Origin of the sequence: Aureibaculum marinum (assembly GCF_003813905.1) — a bacterium.
Classification (GTDB): domain Bacteria; phylum Bacteroidota; class Bacteroidia; order Flavobacteriales; family Flavobacteriaceae; genus Aureibaculum; species Aureibaculum marinum.
Genome location: NZ_RPFJ01000006.1, coordinates 59,061 through 82,034, shown reverse-complemented (window position 1 = coordinate 82,034; position 22,974 = coordinate 59,061). Strand labels below are relative to the sequence as shown.

18 protein-coding genes and 5 tRNA genes are annotated in these 22,974 nt (G+C 32.2%); 2 read left to right on the top strand and 21 right to left on the bottom strand.

Annotated features, from left to right (window positions below; genetic code table 11):
* The first annotated feature begins 99 nt into the window (after window positions 1–99).
* On the top strand, window positions 100–1,167 hold the full coding sequence (gene ftcD / locus EGM88_RS16000; RefSeq protein ID WP_238988379.1) for a glutamate formimidoyltransferase: 1,068 nt from the start codon (window positions 100–102) through the stop codon (window positions 1,165–1,167).
* A gap of 58 nt (window positions 1,168–1,225) precedes the next feature.
* Complete coding sequence (locus tag EGM88_RS15995; protein WP_238988378.1) at window positions 1,226–1,870, top strand: cyclodeaminase/cyclohydrolase family protein; 645 nt, start codon at window positions 1,226–1,228, stop codon at window positions 1,868–1,870.
* Window positions 1,871–1,934: 64 nt separating this feature from the next.
* On the opposite strand, the gene EGM88_RS04885 is transcribed toward EGM88_RS15995, so the two are convergent.
* The 21 genes from EGM88_RS04885 to EGM88_RS04785 form a co-directional block, all read right to left on the bottom strand.
* A complete protein-coding gene (locus EGM88_RS04885; RefSeq protein ID WP_123896853.1) occupies window positions 1,935–3,080 on the bottom strand; it encodes a hypothetical protein in 1,146 nt (381 codons plus the stop codon).
* Window positions 3,081–3,131: 51 nt separating this feature from the next.
* Window positions 3,132–3,446: a DUF3467 domain-containing protein gene (locus EGM88_RS04880; RefSeq protein ID WP_123896852.1), complete on the bottom strand. Its 315-nt coding sequence runs from the start codon at window positions 3,444–3,446 to the stop codon at window positions 3,132–3,134.
* Window positions 3,447–3,448: 2 nt separating this feature from the next.
* The gene (gene rpoC / locus EGM88_RS04875) at window positions 3,449–7,720 is read right to left on the bottom strand and encodes a DNA-directed RNA polymerase subunit beta' (protein WP_123896851.1); all 4,272 of its coding nucleotides are present in this window, start codon (window positions 7,718–7,720) and stop codon (window positions 3,449–3,451) included.
* 92 nt (window positions 7,721–7,812) lie between these two features.
* Complete coding sequence (gene rpoB / locus EGM88_RS04870; protein ID WP_123896850.1) at window positions 7,813–11,628, bottom strand: DNA-directed RNA polymerase subunit beta; 3,816 nt, start codon at window positions 11,626–11,628, stop codon at window positions 7,813–7,815.
* A gap of 132 nt (window positions 11,629–11,760) precedes the next feature.
* Complete coding sequence (gene rplL, locus EGM88_RS04865) at window positions 11,761–12,138, bottom strand: 50S ribosomal protein L7/L12 (protein WP_123896849.1); 378 nt, start codon at window positions 12,136–12,138, stop codon at window positions 11,761–11,763.
* Between the two features lie 47 nt (window positions 12,139–12,185).
* Window positions 12,186–12,701 carry a 50S ribosomal protein L10 gene (rplJ, locus tag EGM88_RS04860; protein ID WP_123896848.1) on the bottom strand — a complete coding sequence of 172 codons (516 nt, stop codon included), beginning with the start codon at window positions 12,699–12,701 and terminating at the stop codon, window positions 12,186–12,188.
* 21 nt (window positions 12,702–12,722) lie between these two features.
* The gene (gene rplA / locus EGM88_RS04855; RefSeq protein ID WP_123896847.1) at window positions 12,723–13,415 is read right to left on the bottom strand and encodes a 50S ribosomal protein L1; all 693 of its coding nucleotides are present in this window, start codon (window positions 13,413–13,415) and stop codon (window positions 12,723–12,725) included.
* A gap of 21 nt (window positions 13,416–13,436) precedes the next feature.
* On the bottom strand, window positions 13,437–13,874 hold the full coding sequence (gene rplK / locus EGM88_RS04850; protein ID WP_123896846.1) for a 50S ribosomal protein L11: 438 nt from the start codon (window positions 13,872–13,874) through the stop codon (window positions 13,437–13,439).
* Window positions 13,875–13,939: 65 nt separating this feature from the next.
* Complete coding sequence (nusG, locus tag EGM88_RS04845; protein WP_123896845.1) at window positions 13,940–14,491, bottom strand: transcription termination/antitermination protein NusG; 552 nt, start codon at window positions 14,489–14,491, stop codon at window positions 13,940–13,942.
* A 1-nt stretch (window position 14,492) separates the two neighbouring features.
* The gene (secE, locus tag EGM88_RS04840) at window positions 14,493–14,687 is read right to left on the bottom strand and encodes a preprotein translocase subunit SecE (RefSeq protein WP_123896844.1); all 195 of its coding nucleotides are present in this window, start codon (window positions 14,685–14,687) and stop codon (window positions 14,493–14,495) included.
* Between the two features lie 137 nt (window positions 14,688–14,824).
* Window positions 14,825–14,897: transfer RNA gene (locus EGM88_RS04835), tRNA-Trp, on the bottom strand.
* Between the two features lie 76 nt (window positions 14,898–14,973).
* Window positions 14,974–16,158 (bottom strand): elongation factor Tu, encoded by a 1,185-nt coding sequence (tuf, locus tag EGM88_RS04830; protein ID WP_123896843.1) that lies wholly within the window; start codon window positions 16,156–16,158, stop codon window positions 14,974–14,976.
* Window positions 16,159–16,216: 58 nt separating this feature from the next.
* Window positions 16,217–16,288: transfer RNA gene (locus tag EGM88_RS04825), tRNA-Thr, on the bottom strand.
* Window positions 16,289–16,511: 223 nt separating this feature from the next.
* A tRNA-Gly gene (locus tag EGM88_RS04820) sits at window positions 16,512–16,584 on the bottom strand.
* Between the two features lie 188 nt (window positions 16,585–16,772).
* Window positions 16,773–16,855: transfer RNA gene (locus tag EGM88_RS04815), tRNA-Tyr, on the bottom strand.
* 40 nt (window positions 16,856–16,895) lie between these two features.
* A tRNA-Thr gene (locus EGM88_RS04810) sits at window positions 16,896–16,969 on the bottom strand.
* Window positions 16,970–17,066: 97 nt separating this feature from the next.
* Complete coding sequence (gene hpf, locus EGM88_RS04805; protein WP_123896842.1) at window positions 17,067–17,372, bottom strand: ribosome hibernation-promoting factor, HPF/YfiA family; 306 nt, start codon at window positions 17,370–17,372, stop codon at window positions 17,067–17,069.
* Window positions 17,373–17,378: 6 nt separating this feature from the next.
* Window positions 17,379–18,269, bottom strand: a complete 891-nt coding sequence (locus EGM88_RS04800) for a tyrosine-type recombinase/integrase (protein WP_123896841.1) — start codon at window positions 18,267–18,269, stop codon at window positions 17,379–17,381.
* A 105-nt stretch (window positions 18,270–18,374) separates the two neighbouring features.
* The gene (rpsU, locus tag EGM88_RS04795) at window positions 18,375–18,572 is read right to left on the bottom strand and encodes a 30S ribosomal protein S21 (protein ID WP_123896840.1); all 198 of its coding nucleotides are present in this window, start codon (window positions 18,570–18,572) and stop codon (window positions 18,375–18,377) included.
* Window positions 18,573–18,852: 280 nt separating this feature from the next.
* Window positions 18,853–21,342 carry a zinc-dependent metalloprotease gene (locus EGM88_RS04790; RefSeq protein WP_123896839.1) on the bottom strand — a complete coding sequence of 830 codons (2,490 nt, stop codon included), beginning with the start codon at window positions 21,340–21,342 and terminating at the stop codon, window positions 18,853–18,855.
* 117 nt (window positions 21,343–21,459) lie between these two features.
* Window positions 21,460–22,938, bottom strand: a complete 1,479-nt coding sequence (locus EGM88_RS04785) for an SLC13 family permease (RefSeq protein WP_123896838.1) — start codon at window positions 22,936–22,938, stop codon at window positions 21,460–21,462.
* Window positions 22,939–22,974 lie beyond the last annotated feature (36 nt).

Sequence of the window (22,974 nt, the reverse complement as noted above, 5' to 3'; positions counted from 1 at the left end):
TTTTTAATAAAACAAAAAGCGTATAATATTATATAAATTTCATGATTTTTAAAAAACAAAATATAACTTTGATATTTATAACTTATAATCACATCCCTAATGTCTAAACAATTAATAGAATGCGTACCCAACATTAGTGAAGGTAGAGATGATAAAAAAATACATACTATTGCACATATTGTCGAAACTGTTAAAGGCGTAACATTATTAGATATAGATTCTGGCAAAGCTGCTAATCGATCTGTAATTACTTTTATTGGTGAACCTGAGCAAGTTACTGAAGCTGCTTTTAGATTAATAAAAATGGCTGCAGCGTTAATTGATATGCGAAAACAACATGGAGAACATCCCCGTTTTGGATCTACAGATGTATGCCCTTTAATACCTATTTCAGGAATAACTTTACAAGAAACAGCTAAATGGGCAAATCTTTTAGGAAAACGTGTGGGTGAAGAATTAGGTATACCAGGATATTATTATGAGGCTACAGCTACCTCACCTAAAAGAAAGAATTTAGCCAATTGTAGAGCAGGAGAATATGAAGGGCTGTCAAAAAAAATGCAACATTTAGAATGGAAGCCAGATTTTGGACCATTAAAATATAATGAACAGGTTGCTAAAACTGGTGCAATTGCCATCTCTGCTCGCAATATTTTAATTGCCTATAATATTAATTTAAATACTACCTCAATTGATGCAGCAACAGCTATAGCATCAGAAATTAGAGAATCTGGTAGAATAAAACGAGATGGTCATCCTGTTACTGGTAAAAAAGTTCTAGACAATAATGGTAAGGTTATTCGTATTCCTGGCAAGTTAAAAGCTGTAAAAGGTATTGGTTGGTACATTAAAGAGTTTGGAATTGCTCAAATATCATATAATTTAACTAATATTTCCATCACTCCTTTACATATTGCATTTGAAGAAACAGTAAAAATAGCCGAATCTCGTGGTTTAAAAGTTACAGGTTCGGAACTAGTTGGACTGATTCCTCTTAAAGCAATAGTTGATGCAGCTGATTATTTTCTTAAAAAACAAAATTATTCTTTAAACATTTCTGAAAATGAAAAAATTGAATTTGCTATTAAATCGCTTGGACTAAATGATGTAAAACCATTTAACCCACATGAAAAAATAATTGAATACGCCCTAAAATTGAAATCATAATAAATTGGCTCCTACAGATACTATTATTGACATAGTAATAAGAATAAATTTTAGCTAAATGAAAAAAGAGAACAATACAGAATTTATAAATTTATCATTAGCTGATTTCGTAAATAGTACTTCAAGTAATTCAATTGCCCCAGGAGGAGGGTCTGTTGCCGCTTACATTGGTGCTTTAGGAGCAGCTTTAGGTATTATGGTCGCTAACATCTCATCACAAAAAAAAGGTTGGGAAGAAAAATCTAACTATTTTTTAGATTGGGCTAAAAAAGGGGAAGTATTTAAAAATCAATTACTCCTTTTAGTTGATGAAGACTCAAAGGCTTATGGGCAAATTATAAAGGCTAAGAGAATGCCAAAAACATCTTTAGAAGAAAAAAAGGCTAGAAAGATAGCCCTAGAAAAAGCTACAATGTATGCTACCGAAATACCATACCAAGCGATGTTAACTGCTTATAATTCTATGGAGTTTATACAAGCAATGGTTAAAGATGGTATTTTAAGTACAGCTTCAGATGCTGCAGTTGGTATATTATGTGCGAGAACAACTGTAATAGCAGCATATTTTAATGTTTGCATAAATGCAAAAAACTTGAATGACAAAAAGTTTACTAAAGACGTAATTGAAAAAGCTGAAAATATTTATGAAAAAACATTGTTGATTGACAAACAAGTTATTGCATATCTAAAAAGTAAAATGTAGCTTTTAATTACTTAATGAAGTTTAAGTTATTAGTAAATACAAACAGTCATATATCCTTTCCTTTTTACCTATTAAATTTTGAGATATCACTCATTGATTTTATACTAAAAACAGCTGAAAGATGCACATAACAAATACATAAGGTTAGTGCAAAGTAACTCCAAAATAAGCTCCACATTAATGGTAAAGATAAAAAGTTTACAATAACATTAGGAAACACCAAAGCTATTTCAGAAAATAAAAATGCCAAACCATAAACACTCCAAAGAAGATTAGGTAATTTTTTTAACGACAGCCAAATAAATGGAATATAAACACCTAAAAATAATAAATGGAGCCAAGCTATTAAAATAAAGCGGCTATCAACCACTAAATTAGCAATTGTCGGAATACTTCCTAAAATATAGAAAATAGTTATGATAAGAATACCATAATAAATAAATTTATACCCATGATTTATAGTCTTAAATTGCTTTACAAAATTAGTGAGTAATATAAACAAACCTAAAGCACCAAGACTACCAAATAGTTGAATAGTCCAATGATTAAAACTAAAATCTAAAGAATGTGCATAAAGAAAAGTTAAACTTACCCCAAGCAATATCAACTGATTTTTTGAAAACGTAACTTTTACTTTATTATATAAAACAGCCAATATCCAAACAAAAAAAACTCCAAAATACTGAAAGTGTAAATAAAAGAAAATTGCTTGCTGATACCATGGTGTACTTTGTTTTCCCATGACCATAAGGGGACCTAACATATAAGGGCCTATGCTTGAAAGAAAGTAAAAAACAATACCTAATTTTATTAAGTTTCTCTGCGGCATATTTCTGTTAAGTTTTCTCCACAATCTAATTAACAAAATGTAACTTAACCATAAATGAATAGTAGAAAACAAAATAGAGAATAAAGCATAACCCTGAAATACAAAAGCGACTAAAAATATCACTACACATACTTGCAAAGCTAAAAACAATAGAAAAGTAACTTTATCTATTTGTATTTTAAAACTTGAACAAATATTTATAAAAAGGGCATTGAAAATAAAACCTAGTAGCATTACATGGCTATGAGAATGTAATACGTTTTTAAAAGGAAAACCACTAAGTAAACCAGTATAAGAATAACGTAGTAAAAGTCCTAGTAATGCTCCTATTGTTCCAAATAATAGTGGATAAACCCATAGACTTTTTAAGTTTCTCTTCATAATTTAATATAAATAAAAACGCCTCCATTAATATGGAGGCGTTTAATTTATTTATGCTTGACCTGTAGGTCCAAAATTCATTGGAATTGGAGGTTGTTCATAATCTTTAATCTCTCCATGAGCATTTTCAAATCTATTTACATTTTCTGCCAAAGCTTTTACTAAACGTTTAGCATGCTGAGGAGTTAAAATAATTCTAGATTTTACTTTTGCCTTTGGAGTACCAGGCATAACATTAACAAAGTCAACAACAAACTCAGATACAGAGTGATTTATTATTGCCAAATTAGCATAAGTACCATCTGCAATACTCTCATCTAATTCGATATTCAATTTATTGTCTTTCTTATTATTATTTTCTGCCATAATTAATTCTCTTCCATTTCGGCTTTAGAACCTACAATCATATTATCATAAATACGCATACCAGTACCTGCTGGTATTTTCTTACCAACAATAACATTTTCTTTCAATCCTTCCAAAGTATCAACTTTACCGCTTACAGCAGCCTCATTTAATACTTTAGTTGTCTCTTGGAAAGATGCCGCTGAGATAAATGACTTGGTTTGAAGTGATGCTCTTGTTATACCTTGTAAGATTGGTTCTGCTGTTGCAGGAACTGCCTCTCTAGCAACTACTAAATTCTTATCAGCTCTACGTAAAATTGAATTTTCATCTCTTAATTTACGTGCACTAACAATCATTCCTGGTTTCAAGTTTTCAGAATCACCAGCATCTTCAATCACTTTCATTCCATAAATTTCATCATTTTGTTCAATAAAGTCATTTTTATGAATCAATTGATTTTCTAAGAAAATAGTATCTCCAGAATCAATAATTCTAACTTTACGCATCATTTGACGAACAACAACTTCAAAGTGTTTATCATTAATTTTCACACCTTGTAATCTATATACTTCTTGTATCTCATTAACCAAATACTCTTGAACAGCACTAGGTCCTTTAATATTTAAAATATCAGTTGGTGTCACAGCTCCATCAGATAAAGGCATACCTGCTTTAATAAAGTCATTTTCTTGTACTAAGATTTGATTTGAAAGTTTAACTAAATACTTTCTTACATCTCCTAACTTAGACTCTACTATAATTTCACGATTACCACGTTTAATTTTACCGAAAGAAACCACACCATCAATTTCAGAAACAACAGAAGGATTAGATGGGTTACGAGCCTCAAACAATTCTGTTACCCTTGGTAAACCACCAGTAATATCACCTGCTTTACCAGATTTTCTTGGAATTTTAACTAATACTTTACCAGCATCAATTTCTTCCCCTTCTTCTACCATTAAGTGAGCACCTACTGGTAAACTATATGATCTTATCTCTTCTCCTTTATCGTCTAAAATCAATAAAGTAGGAACTACCTTTTTGTTCTTAGATTCAGAAATTACTTTTTCTTGGAAACCAGTTTGTTCGTCAATTTCTACTTGATACGTAACACCTTGATCTATATTTTGGAATCCTATTTTTCCTTTAAATTCAGATACGATTACACCATTATATGGATCCCATTGACAAATAACATCTCCTTTTTTAATAGATTTAGCATCTTTTACAAAGAAGTGTGAACCATAAGGTATGTTATTATTACTTAATGTAAGACCAGTTTTCTTATCAATAATTTTAAATTCAGATGTTCTAGAAATTACAATATCAACTTTATTTCCATCATTATCAACACCTTCTACAGTACTTAAGTCATCAATTTCAAGAAGACCATCAAACTTAGCAGTTAATTTATTTTCTTCAGAAATATTACCTGCAATACCCCCAACGTGGAATGTACGTAATGTCAACTGTGTACCTGGTTCTCCAATTGATTGAGCTGCAATAACACCAACAGCTTCACCAATTTGAACCATTTTTCTAGTTGATAGACTATGTCCATAACATTTAGCACAAATACCTTTAGAAGATTCACAAGTTAGTGCTGACCGTACTTCAACACTTTCAATTGGTAAAGCCTCTATTTTTTCAACAGCATCTTCATCAATTTCTTCTCCTTCTTTAATTATAATTTCGTCTGTTAAAGGATTTCTAATATCATTTAAAGATATTCTACCTAAAATACGCTCACCTAAAGACTCTACAATTTCTTCGTTTTTCTTTAAAGGGAATATTTCAAGACCTCTTAATGTACCACAATCATGTTCGTTAATAATAACATCTTGAGAAACATCTACCAAACGACGTGTTAAATAACCTGCATCGGCTGTTTTTAATGCCGTATCAGCCAGACCTTTACGAGCACCGTGAGTAGAGATAAAGTATTCTAAAATTGACAACCCTTCTTTAAAGTTAGAAAGAATTGGGTTTTCAATAATTTCTCCACCGCCTGCTGTAGATTTTTTAGGCTTGGCCATTAATCCACGCATACCAGTTAACTGGCGAATTTGTTCCTTAGACCCCCTCGCACCAGAGTCAAGCATCATATACACAGAGTTAAACCCTTGTTGGTCTTCTCTTAAGCGTTTCATGGATAACTCTGTTAACTTATTATTAGTAGAACTCCAAATATCAATTACTTGATTATAGCGTTCTTTATTAGTTAACATACCCATATTATAACTTGCTGTAATGGTATCTACTTGCTCATTAGCAGCATCAATCATTGTAGATTTTTCTTTAGGAATAATGATATCTCCTAAACTAAAAGACAACCCACCTTTAAAGGCAAATTTATATCCCATCCCTTTAATTTCATCAAGAAACTTACCTGTTGTAGGTACATTGGTTACTTTTAAAATACGACCAATAATATCTCTTAACGATTTTTTCGTCAATACTTCATTAACATAACCAGCCTCTTCAGGAACAACTTCATTGAATAAAACTCTACCCACTGTTGTTTCAACAATTTGTGTAGTTAATTCCCCTTCTTCATTAAAATCTTTTGTTCTAACTTTTATACTTGCATTAAGATCTACTTTCTTTTCATTAAAGGCTATATTCACTTCTTCTGGAGAATAAAAAATACTTCCTTCTCCTTTCACTTTATGTTCAGGGGTAGATTTACGCTCTTTAGTCATATAATACAACCCTAATACCATATCTTGAGAAGGTACCGTAATAGGAGAACCATTAGCTGGATTTAAAATACTATGAGAAGCCAACATTAATAATTGAGCTTCTAAAATAGCCTCTGGTCCTAATGGTAAATGTACCGCCATTTGGTCACCATCAAAATCCGCATTAAATGCAGTACACACTAATGGGTGTAATTGAATAGCTTTACCTTCAATTAATTTTGGTTGAAATGCTTGAATACCTAAACGGTGTAATGTTGGAGCACGGTTTAATAAAACAGGATGTCCTTTTAGTACATTCTCTAAAATATCCCAAACAACTGGCTCTCTTTTATCTATAATTTTCTTTGCAGATTTTACTGTTTTTACAATTCCTCTTTCAATTAATTTTCTAATTATAAAAGGTTTGTATAACTCAGCTGCCATATCTTTTGGCAATCCACATTCGTATAATTTTAATTCAGGACCAACAACAATTACCGAACGTGCAGAGTAATCAACACGTTTACCCAATAAGTTTTGACGGAAACGTCCTTGTTTCCCTTTTAACGAATCAGATAATGATTTTAATGGTCTATTAGATTCTGTCTTTACTGCAGATGATTTACGAGTGTTATCAAACAAAGAGTCAACAGATTCTTGTAACATACGTTTTTCATTACGTAAAATCACTTCAGGAGCTTTAATCTCCATCAATCTTTTTAAACGATTATTTCTAATAATTACTCTACGGTATAAATCATTTAAATCAGAAGTCGCAAAACGACCACCATCTAGTGGTACTAACGGACGTAATTCTGGTGGAATAACAGGTACCACTTTCATAATCATCCATTCGGGTTTATTTTCCCTGTTTAAATTTGCATCTCTAAAAGCTTCAACAACATTTAATCTTTTTAAAGCTTCTGTTTTACGTTGTTTAGATGTTTCTGTATTCGCTTTATGTCTTAATTCATAAGACAAGGCATCCAAATCTATTCTAGACAATAATTCAATTAAACATTCTGCACCCATTTTAGCAATAAACTTATTAGGGTCAGTATCTTCTAAATATTGATTGTCTTGTGGTAGAGATTCTAAAATATCTAAATATTCTTCTTCTGTTAAGAAGTCCATTTTCTGCAATGGTTCTCCTTCAGCATTTTTAGCATTACCTGGTTGAATTACAACATAACGTTCATAATAAATTATCATATCTAATTTCTTAGATGGTAATCCTAGAAGATATCCCATTTTGTTTGGTAATGATCTAAAATACCAAATGTGGGCAATAGGTACTACTAAATTTATATGACCAACCCTATCTCTACGAACCTTCTTCTCTGTTACTTCAACTCCACAACGGTCACAAATAATTCCTTTATATCTTATTCTTTTGTACTTTCCACAAGCACACTCATAATCTTTAATCGGGCCAAAAATACGCTCACAAAATAACCCATCTCTTTCTGGTTTATGTGTTCGATAATTAATGGTTTCAGGTTTTAAAACTTCTCCTCTAGATTTTTCTAGAATTGATTCTGGCGAAGCCAAACCAATAGAAATTTTATTGAATTTTTTTACAGTGTATTTTTCTCTCTGTTTTGCCATGATGTGTAATATGCAATCAATTAAAATGTAAAAATATATTGTTATAACTGTTCGTTAAACTGGAACAGTTCCCCACTTTCGTGGGGATATAATTATTCCTCTAATCTAACGTCCAGTCCAAGTCCTTTTAACTCGTGCATCAATACGTTAAATGATTCTGGTAAACCAGGTTCTGGCATTGGCTCTCCTTTTACGATAGATTCGTAAGTTTTGGCTCTACCTAATACATCATCTGATTTTACAGTTAAGATTTCCCTTAATGTAGCAGATGCTCCATAAGCTTCTAGTGCCCAAACCTCCATTTCACCAAAACGTTGTCCACCAAATTGTGCTTTACCACCTAAAGGTTGTTGTGTAATTAACGAATATGGACCTATAGAACGAGCATGCATTTTATCCTCAATCATGTGACCCAATTTAATCATGTATATTACTCCAACAGTTGCAGGTTGATCAAAACGCTCACCTGTACCTCCATCATATAAATAGGTATGTCCAAATTCAGGTACACCAGCTTTATTAGTCAATTCAGTAATTTGATCAATTCCAGCCCCATCAAAAATTGGTGTAGCATATTTTTGATTTAATTTCTGTCCTGCCCAACCTAATACTGTTTCGTAAATTTGACCAATATTCATACGAGATGGTACCCCTAATGGATTTAAAACAATATCAACTGGAGTTCCATCTTCTAAGAAAGGCATATCTTCAGCTCTTACTATACGAGCTACAATACCTTTATTACCGTGACGACCAGCCATTTTATCACCAACTTTAAGTTTACGTTTTTTAGCAATATAAACTTTAGCTAATTTTACAATTCCTGCTGGCAATTCATCACCTACTGTAATGGTAAATTTCTCTCTACGCAATGAACCTTGAATATCATTCACTTTAATTTTATAATTATGAATTAATTCAGTAATTAATTTATTAAGGTGTTCATCTGTAGTCCAAGTCCCCTTAGTCAAATACTCAAAATCTTGTACGGCATTTAACATTTTTAAGGTGAATTTTTTTCCTTTAGGGAATACTTCTTCTCCTAAATCATTTAATACCCCTTGAGCTGTTTTACCATTAACAAGACTAAATAATTTTTCAATTAAACGTTCTCTAATTTCATTGAATTTAAGCGTATACTCAGCTTCAAGTTTAGCGATATCTTCTTTGTCTTGGCTTCTTTTCGCTTTATCTTTAATAGTTCTTTGGAATAATTTCTTATCAATAACAACACCATTTAATGATGGAGATGCTTTTAAAGAAGCGTCTTTTACATCACCAGCATTATCACCAAAAATAGCTCGTAATAATTTTTCTTCTGGAGTAGGATCTGATTCTCCTTTCGGAGTAATTTTACCAATTAGAATATCTCCTGGTTTAATTTCAGCACCTATTCTAATCATTCCATTTTCATCTAAATCTTTAGTTGCTTCTTCACTAACATTTGGTATATCATTAGTTAGTTCTTCTGCACCCAGTTTAGTATCTCTAACATCTAAAGAATACTCATCAATATGAATAGAAGTAAAAATATCTTCACGAACTACACGCTCAGAAATTACAATTGCATCCTCAAAGTTATACCCTTTCCAAGGCATAAAAGCAACTTTCATATTTCTACCTAAGGCCAACTCACCTTTTTCCGTAGCATATCCTTCACATAAAACTTGACCTTTAGTAACTCTATCACCTTTAACAACAATTGGATGTAGGTTTATAGAAGTACCTTGATTGGTTTTTCTAAATTTAATTAGATTGTACGTTTTTTCATCTTCAGTAAAACTTACCAATCTTTCTTCCTCTGTTCTATCGTACTTAATTGTAATTTTATCAGAATCTACATAAGTAACAACTCCTTCTCCTTCAGCATTTATTAAAATTCTAGAATCTGTTGCAACTCTACGCTCTAAACCTGTTCCAACAATTGGAGCCTCTGGTCTCATTAAAGGTACTGCTTGACGCATCATGTTAGACCCCATCAAAGCACGGTTCGCATCATCATGTTCTAAGAACGGAATTAAAGAAGCTGAAATAGAAGAAATTTGATTTGGTGATACATCCATATAATTCACTTCCTCTGGAGTTACCAATGGAAAGTCACCTTCTTCTCTTGCTACAACTTTATCTAATACAATTTTTCCATCCTCATCAAATTCTAAATTAGATTGAGCTATTTTCTTACCTTCTTCTTCTTCGGCACTTAAATAGATAGGAGATTTATTCACATCTACCTTACCATCAACAACCTCACGATAAGGCGTTTCAATAAATCCTAAATTATTAACTTTAGCATATACTGATAAAGAAGATATTAAACCAATATTTGGCCCCTCAGGAGTTTCAATTGGACAAAGGCGACCATAATGAGTATAGTGAACATCACGTACCTCAAATCCAGCTCTTTCTCTAGACAAACCTCCAGGACCTAATGCTGATAATCTTCTTTTATGTGTAATCTCGGCCAATGGATTTGTTTGATCCATAAATTGAGATAACTGATTTGTTCCAAAAAATGAGTTGATTACTGATGATAATGTTTTAGCATTAATCAAATCAATAGGTGTAAACACCTCATTATCACGCACATTCATACGTTCTCTAATAGTACGAGCCATACGAGACAACCCAACTCCAAACTGACTTGCTAACTGCTCTCCAACAGTTCTAACACGACGGTTTGATAAGTGATCAATATCATCAACTTCTGCTTTAGAATTTACTAATTTAATCAAATTCTTAATGATAGTAATGATATCTTCTTTGGTTAAAACACGTTCATCAATATCAATGTCTAACCCTAATTTTTTATTCATTCTATAACGACCAACTTCACCTAGATTGTAACGTTGCTCAGAAAAGAATAATTTATTAATAATACCTTTTGCAGTCTCATAATCTGGCGGTTCAGCATTACGTAACTGACGGTAAATATGTTCAACAGCTTCTTTTTCAGAGTTTGTTGGATCTTTTTGCAATGTATTATGGATAATTGCATAATCACCCATTTCATTATCTTCTTTATGTAAAAGAATAGTTTTAGCACCAGCATCAAGAATCTCATCAATATGTTCTTTTTCAAGAACGGTATCTCTGTCTAAAATAATCTCATTTCGCTCAATTGAAACCACCTCTCCAGTATCTTCATCCACAAAATCTTCGTGCCATGTTTTTAATACTCTTGCAGCCAATTTACGATTTAGAACTTTTTTTAATCCACTTTTTGAAACTTTAACTTCATCTGCAAGATCAAAAATTTCTAAAATATCTTTATCACGTTCGAACCCTATAGCCCGGAATAATGTGGTTACTGGTAATTTTTTCTTTCTATCAATATACGCATACATAACACTATTGATATCTGTAGCAAATTCTATCCAAGAACCTTTAAAAGGAATTACCCTAGCAGAATATAATTTTGTACCATTGGCGTGGAAAGATTGTCCGAAGAAAACCCCTGGAGAACGATGTAATTGAGAAACAACAACACGTTCTGCACCATTAATTACAAATGTTCCACTATGCGTCATATAAGGTATAGTACCTAAATATACGTCTTGTACAATAGTTTCAAAATCTTCATGTTCAGGGTCTGTACAATATAATTTTAGCCTTGCCTTTAGTGGTACGCTATATGTTAATCCTCTTTCAATACACTCTTGAATGGAATATCGTGGTGGATCAACAAAATAATCTATAAATTCTAATACAAATTGGTTTCTGGTATCGGTTATTGGAAAATTGTCTGAGAAAGTTTTAAATAAACCTTCATCACCTCTTTCGTCTGCTTTGGTTTCTAACTGAAAAAAATCTTGAAAAGATTTTACTTGAATATCTAAGAAATCTGGATAATCAGTAATAAGTTTTGCAGAGGAGAAGTTTACTCTTTCGGTACTTGTATTTGTTGCCAATGGAGATATTTTTTAATTAAAAAAATGATGAACTTTTAAGAACGAATATATATGCAAAATGGTTTAGGCCAATTACGATTGTACGTAATGACCTAAACCTTTATTGTTTAGCTCGACATCCGAGCTATGAGCTTACTTAAGCTCAACCTCAGCCCCAGCTTCTTCTAAAGATGATTTAAGGCCTTCAGCCTCTTCTTTTGATACTCCTTCTTTTACTGCTTTAGGAGCACCATCAACTAATTCTTTAGCGTCTTTAAGACCTAAACCAGTTAATTCTTTTACTAATTTTACAACAGCTAATTTAGAACTACCTGCTGCTTTTAAAATTACATCAAATTCTGATTTTTCTTCTGCTGCTTCTTCACCAGCACCAGCACCAGGTCCTGCTACTGCTACGGCTGCTGCTGCAGGCTCTATACCATATTCGTTTTTTAAAATATCAGCTAATTCGTTAACTTCTTTTACAGTTAAGTTAACTAATTGTTCTGCGAAATCTTTTAATTCTGCCATTTTTGTTTGTTTTAATTTTTTATTATTAGTTTATAAGTGCGTACAATTTATTTTTCTGATAAAGTCTTAAGAATTCCTGATAATTTTTGACCACCAGATTGTAAAGCTCCAATAACATTTTTAGCTGGAGATTGTAACAATCCAATAACTTCACCGATAAGTTCTTCTTTAGATTTAATACTTACAAGAGCATCTAATTGATCATCACCAACATAAATTGATTCTTCAATATAAGCCCCTTTAAGAACTGGTTTATCAGATTTTTTACGAAATTCTTTAATTACTTTTGCTGGAGCATTACTTACTTCAGAAATCATTATTGAGGTATTCCCTTTTAATACTTCTGGTAATTCTCCAAAATCTTTATCAGATTTTTCCATTGCTTTTGTAAGCAATGTGTTTTTTACAACAGCCAATTTTACATTAGCTTTAAAACAAGCTCTACGTAATTTTGTGGTGTTTAAAGCATCTAATCCTGATATATCTGCAAGGTATATAGTATTATTATCAGCTAATTGGCTTGTTAAGTAGTCTATTACTTGTGATTTTTGTTCTCTAGTCATTTTTTCTAAACTTTTAACTTCCTATACAACTGATTTTGTATCTATTTGAATACTAGGACTCATGGTACTAGACATAAAGATACTTTTTACATATACTCCTTTCGATGTAGTTGGCTTTAATTTCATAATTGTGGTAAACAATTCTTTTGCATTACCAGCAATTTTTTCAGCATCAAAAGATGCTTTACCAATGGCAGCATGAACGATTCCAGTTTTATCAACTTTAAAATCAATTTTTCCGCCTTTAACATCCGCAACAGCTTTTGCAACATCCATTGTTACAGTACCAGTTTTAGGATTTGGCATTAAACCACGAGGACCAAGAATTCGACCTAGGGGACCTAATTTACCCATAACACTAGGCATGGTAACAATTACGTCTACATCAGTCCAACCTCCTTTAATTTTTTGAAGGTACTCATCTAATCCAACATAATCAGCTCCTGCTTCTTTAGCTTCAGCTTCTTTATCTGGTGTTACTAATGCAAGTACTTTAACATCTTTACCTGTTCCATGTGGTAAAGTTACTACCCCACGAACCATTTGATTTGCCTTTCTAGGATCTACTCCCAAACGAATAGCAACATCAATAGATGGATCAAACTTTACATTAGATATTTCTTTTACTAAAACAGAGGCTTCTTCTAGTGAATATGCTTTTGTAGCATCTACCTTAGCTTTAGCTTCTTTTCTATTTTTAGTTATTTTCGACATATTTTTATAAAATTATAAAGTTTAAGCAGGAAAACTTCCTTTCACTCTGATTCCCATTGACCTTGCTGTACCTGCAACCATTTTCATTGCTGATTCTACTTTAAAAGCATTTAAATCTTGCATCTTATCTTCAGCAATGGTTCTAATTTGATCCCAAGTTACTGTAGCAACTTTTTTACGATTTGGCTCTCCAGAACCTTTTTTCGTTTTTGCAGCTTCAAGTAATTGTACTGCAGCAGGTGGTGTTTTAACAACAAAGTCAAAAGACTTGTCTTTATACACAGTAATAACTACTGGTAACACTTTGCCTGGTCTATCTTGAGTTCTAGCATTAAACTGCTTACAAAACTCCATAATATTAACCCCAGCAGCACCTAAAGCAGGTCCAACAGGTGGTGAAGGGTTTGCTGCACCCCCACGAACTTGTAATTTTACAACCTTACTAACTTCTTTTGCCATTTTTTAAACTTTAGTTTAGATAATATTCATAGGAAAGCTTAAATATTATCCTAAATATGTAACATTTATGATATTTTTTCAACTTGCATATAGCTTAATTCTAATGGAGTTTTTCTTCCAAAGATTTTCACCATAACCTCAAGTTTACGTTTTTCTTCATTTATATTCTCAATAGTACCATCAAATCCATTAAAAGGACCATCAATAACTTTTACTGTTTCTCCTTTTACGTAAGGAATAGCAACATTTTCATTTTGAACAGCCAACTCATCAACTTTACCTAACATTCTATTCACCTCTGACTTTCTTAATGGAACCGGATCACCACCTTTAACTTCTCCTAAAAATCCAATAACACCTGTAACAGATTTAATTACATGAGGAAGTTCTCCAGTCAAATTTGCCTGAATCATTATATACCCTGGAAAATAAACTTTTTCTTTATTTATTTTTTTTCCAGCACGTATTTGAATAACCTTTTCTGTAGGTACCAATACTTGATCAACATAATCAGAAAGACCTAAACGAGCAACTTCATTCTCAATATAAGTCTTTACCTTATTTTCTTGACCTCCTATTGCTCTAACTACATACCATTTCTTTACAGAATCAGTCATACTATTTATTAAAAAGATTAAAATATTGTTCTAAACCTAATTGAAACACTTTATCAACCAAGAATACCGCAATAGCAAACAAAACAGTAAAAAGTGCGACTACTACAGTAGATTTTTGAGCTTCTGTAAAAGATATCCAAGTAACCTTATTATTTAACTCGTCAAAAGATTCTTTAATGTATGTAACAATACCCATGTATATATATTTTAGTAGTACTTAATTAAAAATTACTTGAGGTAAGCTTTAATTTTAAATCACTTATTCGCCGTTGTAAGCTTCAAATACCCTCTACACTGTTAATAGTAAACATTAACTTAATGTTTTTAATTATGCACGGGTGGAGAGACTCGAACTCCCGACACCCGGTTTTGGAGACCGGTGCTCTACCAACTGAGCTACACCCGTATAGAATATAAGGTGCTCCTTTCAGAAGGAGCACCTATTCCTATATATATAATTAACTAAAAACTATTTAGGTGTCTTATAATATTTCAGTCACCTGACCAGCACCAACTGTTCTACCACCTTCACGGATAGCAAAACGTAAACCAACATTCATTGCAATTGGTTGATGTAAATCAACAGTAATTGTTAAGTTATCACCTGGCATAACCATCTCAACTCCATCAGGTAAATTAATTGTACCTGTTACGTCAGTTGTTCTTACATAGAACTGTGGACGGTAGTTATTATGGAATGGAGTATGACGTCCACCTTCTTCTTTTTTAAGGATATAAACCTCAGCTTTAAATTTATCGTGAGGAGTTACAGAACCTGGTTTACAGATTACCATACCTCTTTTAATTTGATCTTTTTCGATACCTCTTAATAAGATACCAACGTTATCACCAGCCTCACCTCTATCTAATATTTTACGGAACATTTCAACTCCAGTAATAGTAGAAGTTAATTTTTCAGCTCCCATACCGATAATATCAACTGGATCACCTGTGTTAGCGACACCAGTTTCGATACGACCAGTAGCTACAGTACCACGGCCAGTAATTGAGAAAACATCTTCAATTGGCATCAAGAAATCTTTATCAACATCACGAGCAGGTAATTCAATCCAGTTATCAACTGCTTCCATTAATTCTATTACTGTATTCACCCATTTTTCCTCACCATTTAGAGCTCCTAATGCAGAACCAGAAATTACAGGACCATTATCACCGTCATATTCATAGAAGTTTAACAAATCTCTAACTTCCATATCAACTAACTCTAGTAACTCTTCATCATCAACCATATCTACTTTATTCAAGAATACTACAATTCTTGGAATACCTACTTGACGTCCTAATAAGATGTGCTCTCTAGTTTGAGGCATTGGACCATCAGTTGCAGCTACAACTAAGATAGCACCGTCCATTTGAGCAGCACCAGTAACCATGTTCTTAACATAATCCGCGTGACCAGGACAGTCAACGTGTGCATAGTGACGATTATCAGTAGCATATTCTACGTGTGAAGTATTAATTGTAATACCTCTTTCCTTTTCTTCAGGAGCATTATCAATTTGGTCAAAGTTTCTTACCTCTGAAAATCCTTTTTCTGATAATACTTTAGTAATTGCCGCTGTTAAAGTTGTTTTACCGTGGTCAACGTGCCCAATTGTACCAATATTTAAATGTGGTTTGGAACGATCAAAATTCTCTTTTGCCATGATTATTTAATTTTTAAATCTTAGTTATATATATTTAGTAATTCTTCTGTTTATTTTGAGCCAATGACGGGAATTGAACCCGTGACCTCTTCCTTACCAAGGAAACGCTCTACCCCTGAGCTACACCGGCTTATTCTAGTTCAAGGTTCTAAGTTACAAGCTTAATATATTTATTAAACTTATAACTTTAACTTTAGAGCGAGAAATCTGCATCAAACAAATAACTTAGTTAGGAAGTCTAACGCCATCATTAACAAAAGAGCTCCCTTCATTTTATGAAATCTCAAAAAAACCAGAAAACTTCTATTTAAAACGAAAGACCATGTCTTCTTCGTGATAACATTCACTCTTAGAGCGAGAGACCGGGTTCGAACCGGCGACATTCAGCTTGGAAGGCTGACGCTCTACCAACTGAGCTACTCTCGCATTTTATTTGACAAATCCAAAAAAAATTAAACATCTCTATCTTAAAAGAAAATGACTTTACATTTATTCAGAATTTACCAAAAAGGTATTTCAATATTTTAATGAACTATTGCAAAACTTCCAACAAAATGGACTTTTTGACTTTTCAACTTTATAACCTTCAATTTTCACCTCAAGAAAATTGTCAGTGGGGAGAGCAGGATTCGAACCTACGAAGACGAAAGTCAGCGGAGTTACAGTCCGCCCCAGTTGGCCGCTTTGGTATCTCCCCAAAAAAAAAGATTATTCAAAGAACTAATTTAGTTTTTTTGAGCCGATGGAGGGACTCGAACCCACGACCTGCTGATTACAAATCAGCTGCTCTAGCCAGCTGAGCTACATCGGCTTTTTCATCTCAAAAACAAACCGTTTTTTCTAACGGTGTGCAAATGTATAAAGTTTTTTTTTATTACAAAACTTTTCCTACTTTTTTTTAAAAAAAATTACACTTGATGTGATCTTTGCTTCTCTTTCTTTTTACGTAATTGCCTTCTTAAAGCTTCTGCAATTAAATCAATAGCTTCTTCAAAAGTCTTACATTGTTTTTTCACAACCAACTCATCTCCTGGAATAAGCATCTTAGTTTCAGCTATTTTGTTTTCTTTTTCACTTGTATTCTGAACTTTTAAATATACCTCAGCTCCTATTATCCGATCATAATACTTTTCAAGGTTGTCTATTTTAGCATGAATAAAATTTTCTAATTTTTTGTCTATGTTAAAATTTACTGATTGAATATTAATTTTCATTTTTATTTAGATTTTAGAGCTCCTAGGGTGAGCTTGGTTATAAATTTTTTTTAATTCATTCAAACTACTATGAGTATAAATTTGGGTCGAAGCCAAACTTGAATGACCTAATAATTCTTTAACAGAATTTAAATCTGCTCCTTGGTTTAACAAATGTGTTGCAAATGAATGTCTAATAACATGAGGGCTTTTTTTTACTTTTGAAGATACTGTACTAAAATACTCATTTATTATTCTATAAACAAAATTAGGGTATAATTTATTGCCTTTATTTGTTAAAAAAAGATAATCATTATTACTATCAAGATGTTTTCTTTCTTTAAGATAATCGGTTAGTGTTTGACGAACTGAATTTAACAACGGAATGTACCGTTCTTTATTTCTTTTACCAATAACTTTTACAGTACCATTATGTATATTTATTGAACTTAGTTTTAGTTCGATAAGTTCTGATCGCCTCATACCTGTTGAATATAAAAGTTCAACTATTAATTTATTTCTAAGTGATTCATAATTAAAATCCATTGTATTTAAATTATTTAACACTTCTTCAATTTCGGCTTGAGAAAAGGGAATTTGAACTTTTTTAGATACTTTTAAAGCTTGGTGTCTTACTAAAGGTGATTCTTTAATTTGTTTCGTTTTAACTAAAAATTTATAATAGGTTTTTAAACTGGTAATTTTTCTATTAACAGTTCTATTAGATATTTTTTTATCTACCATGTCTACAATCCAAGATCTTATTTGACTGTAATTTATATCGGAAAGTTGGCTCGAATTATAGGTAGAAAAACAAAAAGATTCAAACGATTTTAAATCGTCATGATAGGCTCTAACGGTATGAGTTGAGTATTTCTTCTCAGAAGTAAGATAATCGATAAAATGAATTATTGACATATAAAAAACCGTTAGCAAACAAAGCTACAAAATATGTAGTGGTTTTACTAACGGTTTAACTTATTTTTAAGATAAATATACACCTGTATAATCAGGCTTCATTTATTACCCTTGCTCTTCTTCTGTTCTTAAATTCTGAACATATTGAGCTTTTTGAAGTTGAGCTCTTTTTTCAATAGAAGGCTTTGTGAAATGTTTACGATCACGCAACTGCTTCATTGTTTTAGTTCTGTCAAACTTTCTTTTAAAACGTTTTAACGCCCTATCAATATTCTCACCATCTTTAACTGGAATTATTAGCATATTGTTGCACCTCCCTTCATACGTATTTTTTTTATATTATAAACAGCTCTAAGCTTATTTCTTTTTTTTATTGGACGGCAAAGATACAAATAATTATATTACAGCAACTAAAACAATTTCTTTTTTTAATTTAAACTTTGATTGTTCTAGATAATTTACCAAAGCACCTCTATATATTTTATAATAAAAACTAAATACTTGCCCTTAAAAAATCTCTGTTTCAAAAATAAAGTCCGAAAATAATTTCGGACTTTATTTAATATTAATCTTATTAAAATATTTATTTTGGATTTAAAATAAGCTCAATTCTTTCAGCAATATCTTGTAAATGGATTCTTTTCATACCTGAAGAGTTTGCTGCAGATGACCTTACAGAACGTTGCAATGTTTTTAATTCAGCTCTAACTATAGGCCTAATATCTGACTCGTTTACACTTACTTCCGTTACACTAGCCCATCTTCTGAATCTGGCAGGAATAGGTGTTTGTTCTTGTGTCATTAGATACTCCATTCTATCTATATAAGCACGCTGAAGATTTCTTCTATAAGTATCAATTGAACGTCCATTATATATTTCACTCCAAATTCCTCTTCTCAAATCTCTCATCATTTCTAACAAACTATAAGCTTTATTTCCATTTAAAGTTTCATTTTCAATCATCCTAGCCATTCTACCAAAGTCAAGTATATTATTTAAGGTTCTCGCTTGAATTCCTCTAATTCTTTCAACAGCACCAGCACTTTCAAATTTGTTAAAAATATTATCATCTATCATCCAAGTAGGCGTTTCAAATAAATTTTTATGTAAAAATTGTAAAGCCTCTCTCTGTTTAGATTTAGGCACATGCGTATATACAGCTCCTTCTTGATCAGAAGTTTTATAATACTCATACACACCTCCAATATTAGAAGATACGTGCCCCATGTAGCGATTAAATTGAGAAATTACATGACCATACATGGTTTCTAAATCTTCATAATTTTTACCTTCTTCTGAAGTCCATTCTATTAAATTAGGTACAATTCTCTTCAGATTTTTTATTCCATAATCACTAGCTTTAACAGCATCGTCACCTAAATCTTCTGTTTGAGAACTAGGATCAATTATTCCTCCACTTTGTTGTTTCCCAAATCTATACATAGGATCTCCAGCATGTTTTAAAATCCAAGCATCTAAGGTTTTCTTTTCGTCTTCTGATGTTTTAGCATCCAATATAGGTCTATACCCCCAAGATATTGCATATTTATCATAAACTCCAATATTAGGCATTAACGCAACCCCTTTATCTTCAGGTTGAGCTATATAATTAAAACGTGCATAATCCATAATTGAAGGAGCAGTTCCATATTTTTGAGTAAACGTTTTTGATCTTAACGAATCTACTGGATAAGCAACACTACTTCCCATATTATGTGGCAATCCTAAGGTATGCCCTACCTCGTGAGAAGAAACAAAACGAATTAAACGCCCCATTACTTCATCTTTAAATTCAGTAGTTTGAGCATCAGGATTGATAGCAGCGGTTTGCACAAAGAACCATCCACTTAAAAGGCTCATTACATTGTGATACCAATTAATATCTGATTCTAATATTTCACCAGAACGAGGGTCACTTACATGAGGTCCATTAGCATTTGGTATTGGAGATGCTAAATATCTAACCACAGAATAACGTACATCTTCAGGGCTCCATTCAGGATCTTCTTCTACTGTTGGAGGATCTTTAGCGATGATAGCTTCTTTAAACCCAGCAGCTTCAAAAGCTACTTGCCAATCTTCTATACCTTGTTTAATATATTTTCTCCATTTTACAGGTGTTGCTCTATCAATATAATAAACAATTTGTTTTTTAGGAACAACTAATTCTCCTCTTTTAAACTTTTCAATATCTTCATCTTTAACTTCTAACCTCCATCTATCTAAATAAGTAACTCTTTTACTTTTTTGAGCTTCCAATCCATAATCAACTTGACTAGAAGTAAACCACCCTACTCTTTCGTCAAACATTCTACGTTTCATTGGTACTTTAGGTAATAAAATCATAGAATTATTAATTTCAACAGAAATAGTACCTGTACTAGCGTTTGAAGGAGGAGCCCCAGCTGCATATGTTTTTACATGTCTAGCTTCAATATTTTCTGGATAACTTTTAATACTCTCGATAAAAGATTTATCAGCATCTAAACGTGAAATTTTATATTGTTTTCTATATCTATCTGGTAATCCTAACGCTTTTACGTCTTTATTAAATAAGTTAGAAACATCTATAACTGTTGCTGTAGAGTCTTTACTAAATGCTTTGATTGGAAATGTAAATAAAATAGGTTCAAAATTAGAGTTAACTACGGCTTCATGAACAGGAAGCGAATCTGAAGCAACTACTGAATGAGAAACCATTCTTGCAATTACTTTTTTATCTCTTTTTTGCCAACGTACTACTTTCGTATTGATTTTTCCTCCTCCGAAACCAATACCTGAAGCTGTCTTGGCTATTCGAGTAACCATTAACATTTCACGTTCAAATAAAGAATCTGGGATTTCAAACAAATAGGTATCATCTATTCTATGAACTTTAAAAAGTCCGTTATCGGTAATAGCTTCTTTCGTTACCACCTTAGCATAAGGTTGTGGTCCACCTTTTTTAGTAGGTTTTTTTTCTGGTTGAGCCGTTTTGGCTGAAGATTTACTCGCTTTTTTTTGAGTGGTACACGAAATAGTGAACAATGCCATTATCATAATAGCAAGTGCAATGGGTAATCGTTTTAACATAATAAAAGTTGATATTTGGTTACGAAATAATATTAATAAGTTTCGAAAATATTCATTTCTGAATTATTATTTCTTAATGAAATGTTAAAGAAATAGTTAACGTTAAGATTTACTTTGTTAATTTTTAAAAACTTCAGGAAATCCTTGTACCGTCAAACTCCATAATTCAGGCAAAACAAAATAAACAAATACAGTAAGTATAAGTATAGAAATCACATTCATAACAAAACCTTTGGATACCATATCTGGAATTCTTAAATAACCAGACCCAAAAACTACAGCATTTGGTGGAGTAGCAACAGGCAACATAAAAGCACATGATGCAGCAACTGCAGCTGCAACCATTAAAATTAATGGGTGCACATCAACTGTTAAGGCCATAGGTGCTAATACCGGCAATAGCATAGCTGTTGTAGCTAAATTTGAAGTTATTTCGGTTAAAAAGTTGACCGATGCTATTAGTAGAAATATCAATAAAATAAGTTTTAATCCTCCAAATGCTGTCATCTGATTTCCTAGCCAAATAGCAAGTCCACTTATTTCAAAACCTTTAGCTAATGCCATTCCTCCACCAAATAAAAGAATAATACCCCAAGGTAATTTTACTGCATCATTCCAATTAATTAACTTTTCTGATTTATCTTTTGAGGGAATTATAAACAGTAAAATAGCAAAGGAAATGGCTATTATTGTGTCATCTAATTGCGGAAATAATCGCTGTAATAAAAAAGATCGTGTTATCCAACAGAAAGCGGTGAATGCAAAAACTATAGAAACTAATTTTTCTTCATAAGTAATTTTGCCCAACTTTTGTTGTTGTTGTTTAATTTCAGTTCTACCTCCTGGAAATGCTTTTTGTTTAAATTTAAAAGCAAATTTGGTTAAATATACCCAGCAAATAAAAAGTAATATAATTGATATTGGAAATCCAAATACAAACCATTGCGAAAAGGTAATTTCGTAACCATAAGTTTCTTCAACCACACCTGCAAGTACCAAGTTTGGAGGTGTTCCAATGAGTGTTGCCACTCCTCCAATAGAAGCACTATATGCTATGGCTAACATTAAAGCTTTCCCAAAAATGAGATTTTCATCTTCAATAGTATTAGGATTATCTTTTAATTGCTTAATAATAGCCATACCAATTGGAAGCATCATAACAGATGTTGCCGTATTTGATATCCACATAGATAAAAAAGCTGTTGCTATCATAAAGCCCAAAATAATTTTTCGAATATCTGAGCCAATAACATTTATTATATTTAAGGCAATACGCTTATGTAAATTCCATTTTTCTATGGCTATTGCAATAATAAACCCACCCAAATACAAAAACACATATTTATGTCCATAAGAACCACTTGTGGAAGCTATATTTAATCCGCCAGATAATGGAAATAAAACAATAGGCAATAAGGCTGTAACTGCTATTGGTATAGCTTCTGTTATCCACCAGATAGCTATCCATAAAGTTGTTGCTAGAACTGCATTTGCTTCTTTCGGTAGGTCTTGAGGATGAAAAAATTTTAAAGTCAAAACAAAAATAAGAGGCCCAAGAAAAAGTCCAATTTTTTGAGTAATAGTAGTTTGGTTCATTGATTAGATTAGCATATATGAGTTAAATTATTAGAT

Excerpts from the sequence above, each read along its gene's own strand:
- ftcD (WP_238988379.1), top strand. The coding sequence starts at position 100 with ATGTCTAAACAATTAATAGAATGCGTACCCAACATTAGTGAAGGTAGA.
- EGM88_RS15995 (WP_238988378.1), top strand. The coding sequence starts at position 1,226 with ATGAAAAAAGAGAACAATACAGAATTTATAAATTTATCATTAGCTGAT.
- EGM88_RS04885 (WP_123896853.1), bottom strand. The coding sequence starts at position 3,080 with ATGAAGAGAAACTTAAAAAGTCTATGGGTTTATCCACTATTATTTGGA.
- EGM88_RS04880 (WP_123896852.1), bottom strand. The coding sequence starts at position 3,446 with ATGGCAGAAAATAATAATAAGAAAGACAATAAATTGAATATCGAATTA.
- rpoC (WP_123896851.1), bottom strand. The coding sequence starts at position 7,720 with ATGGCAAAACAGAGAGAAAAATACACTGTAAAAAAATTCAATAAAATT.
- rplL (WP_123896849.1), bottom strand. The coding sequence starts at position 12,138 with ATGGCAGAATTAAAAGATTTCGCAGAACAATTAGTTAACTTAACTGTA.
- rplJ (WP_123896848.1), bottom strand. The coding sequence starts at position 12,701 with ATGACTAGAGAACAAAAATCACAAGTAATAGACTACTTAACAAGCCAA.
- rplA (WP_123896847.1), bottom strand. The coding sequence starts at position 13,415 with ATGTCGAAAATAACTAAAAATAGAAAAGAAGCTAAAGCTAAGGTAGAT.
- rplK (WP_123896846.1), bottom strand. The coding sequence starts at position 13,874 with ATGGCAAAAGAAGTTAGTAAGGTTGTAAAATTACAAGTTCGTGGGGGT.
- nusG (WP_123896845.1), bottom strand. The coding sequence starts at position 14,491 with ATGACTGATTCTGTAAAGAAATGGTATGTAGTTAGAGCAATAGGAGGT.
- secE (WP_123896844.1), bottom strand. The coding sequence starts at position 14,687 with ATGGGTATTGTTACATACATTAAAGAATCTTTTGACGAGTTAAATAAT.
- tuf (WP_123896843.1), bottom strand. The coding sequence starts at position 16,158 with ATGGCAAAAGAGAATTTTGATCGTTCCAAACCACATTTAAATATTGGT.
- hpf (WP_123896842.1), bottom strand. The coding sequence starts at position 17,372 with ATGAAAATTAATATTCAATCAGTAAATTTTAACATAGACAAAAAATTA.
- EGM88_RS04800 (WP_123896841.1), bottom strand. The coding sequence starts at position 18,269 with ATGTCAATAATTCATTTTATCGATTATCTTACTTCTGAGAAGAAATAC.
- rpsU (WP_123896840.1), bottom strand. The coding sequence starts at position 18,572 with ATGCTAATAATTCCAGTTAAAGATGGTGAGAATATTGATAGGGCGTTA.
- EGM88_RS04790 (WP_123896839.1), bottom strand. The coding sequence starts at position 21,342 with ATGTTAAAACGATTACCCATTGCACTTGCTATTATGATAATGGCATTG.
- EGM88_RS04785 (WP_123896838.1), bottom strand. The coding sequence starts at position 22,938 with ATGAACCAAACTACTATTACTCAAAAAATTGGACTTTTTCTTGGGCCT.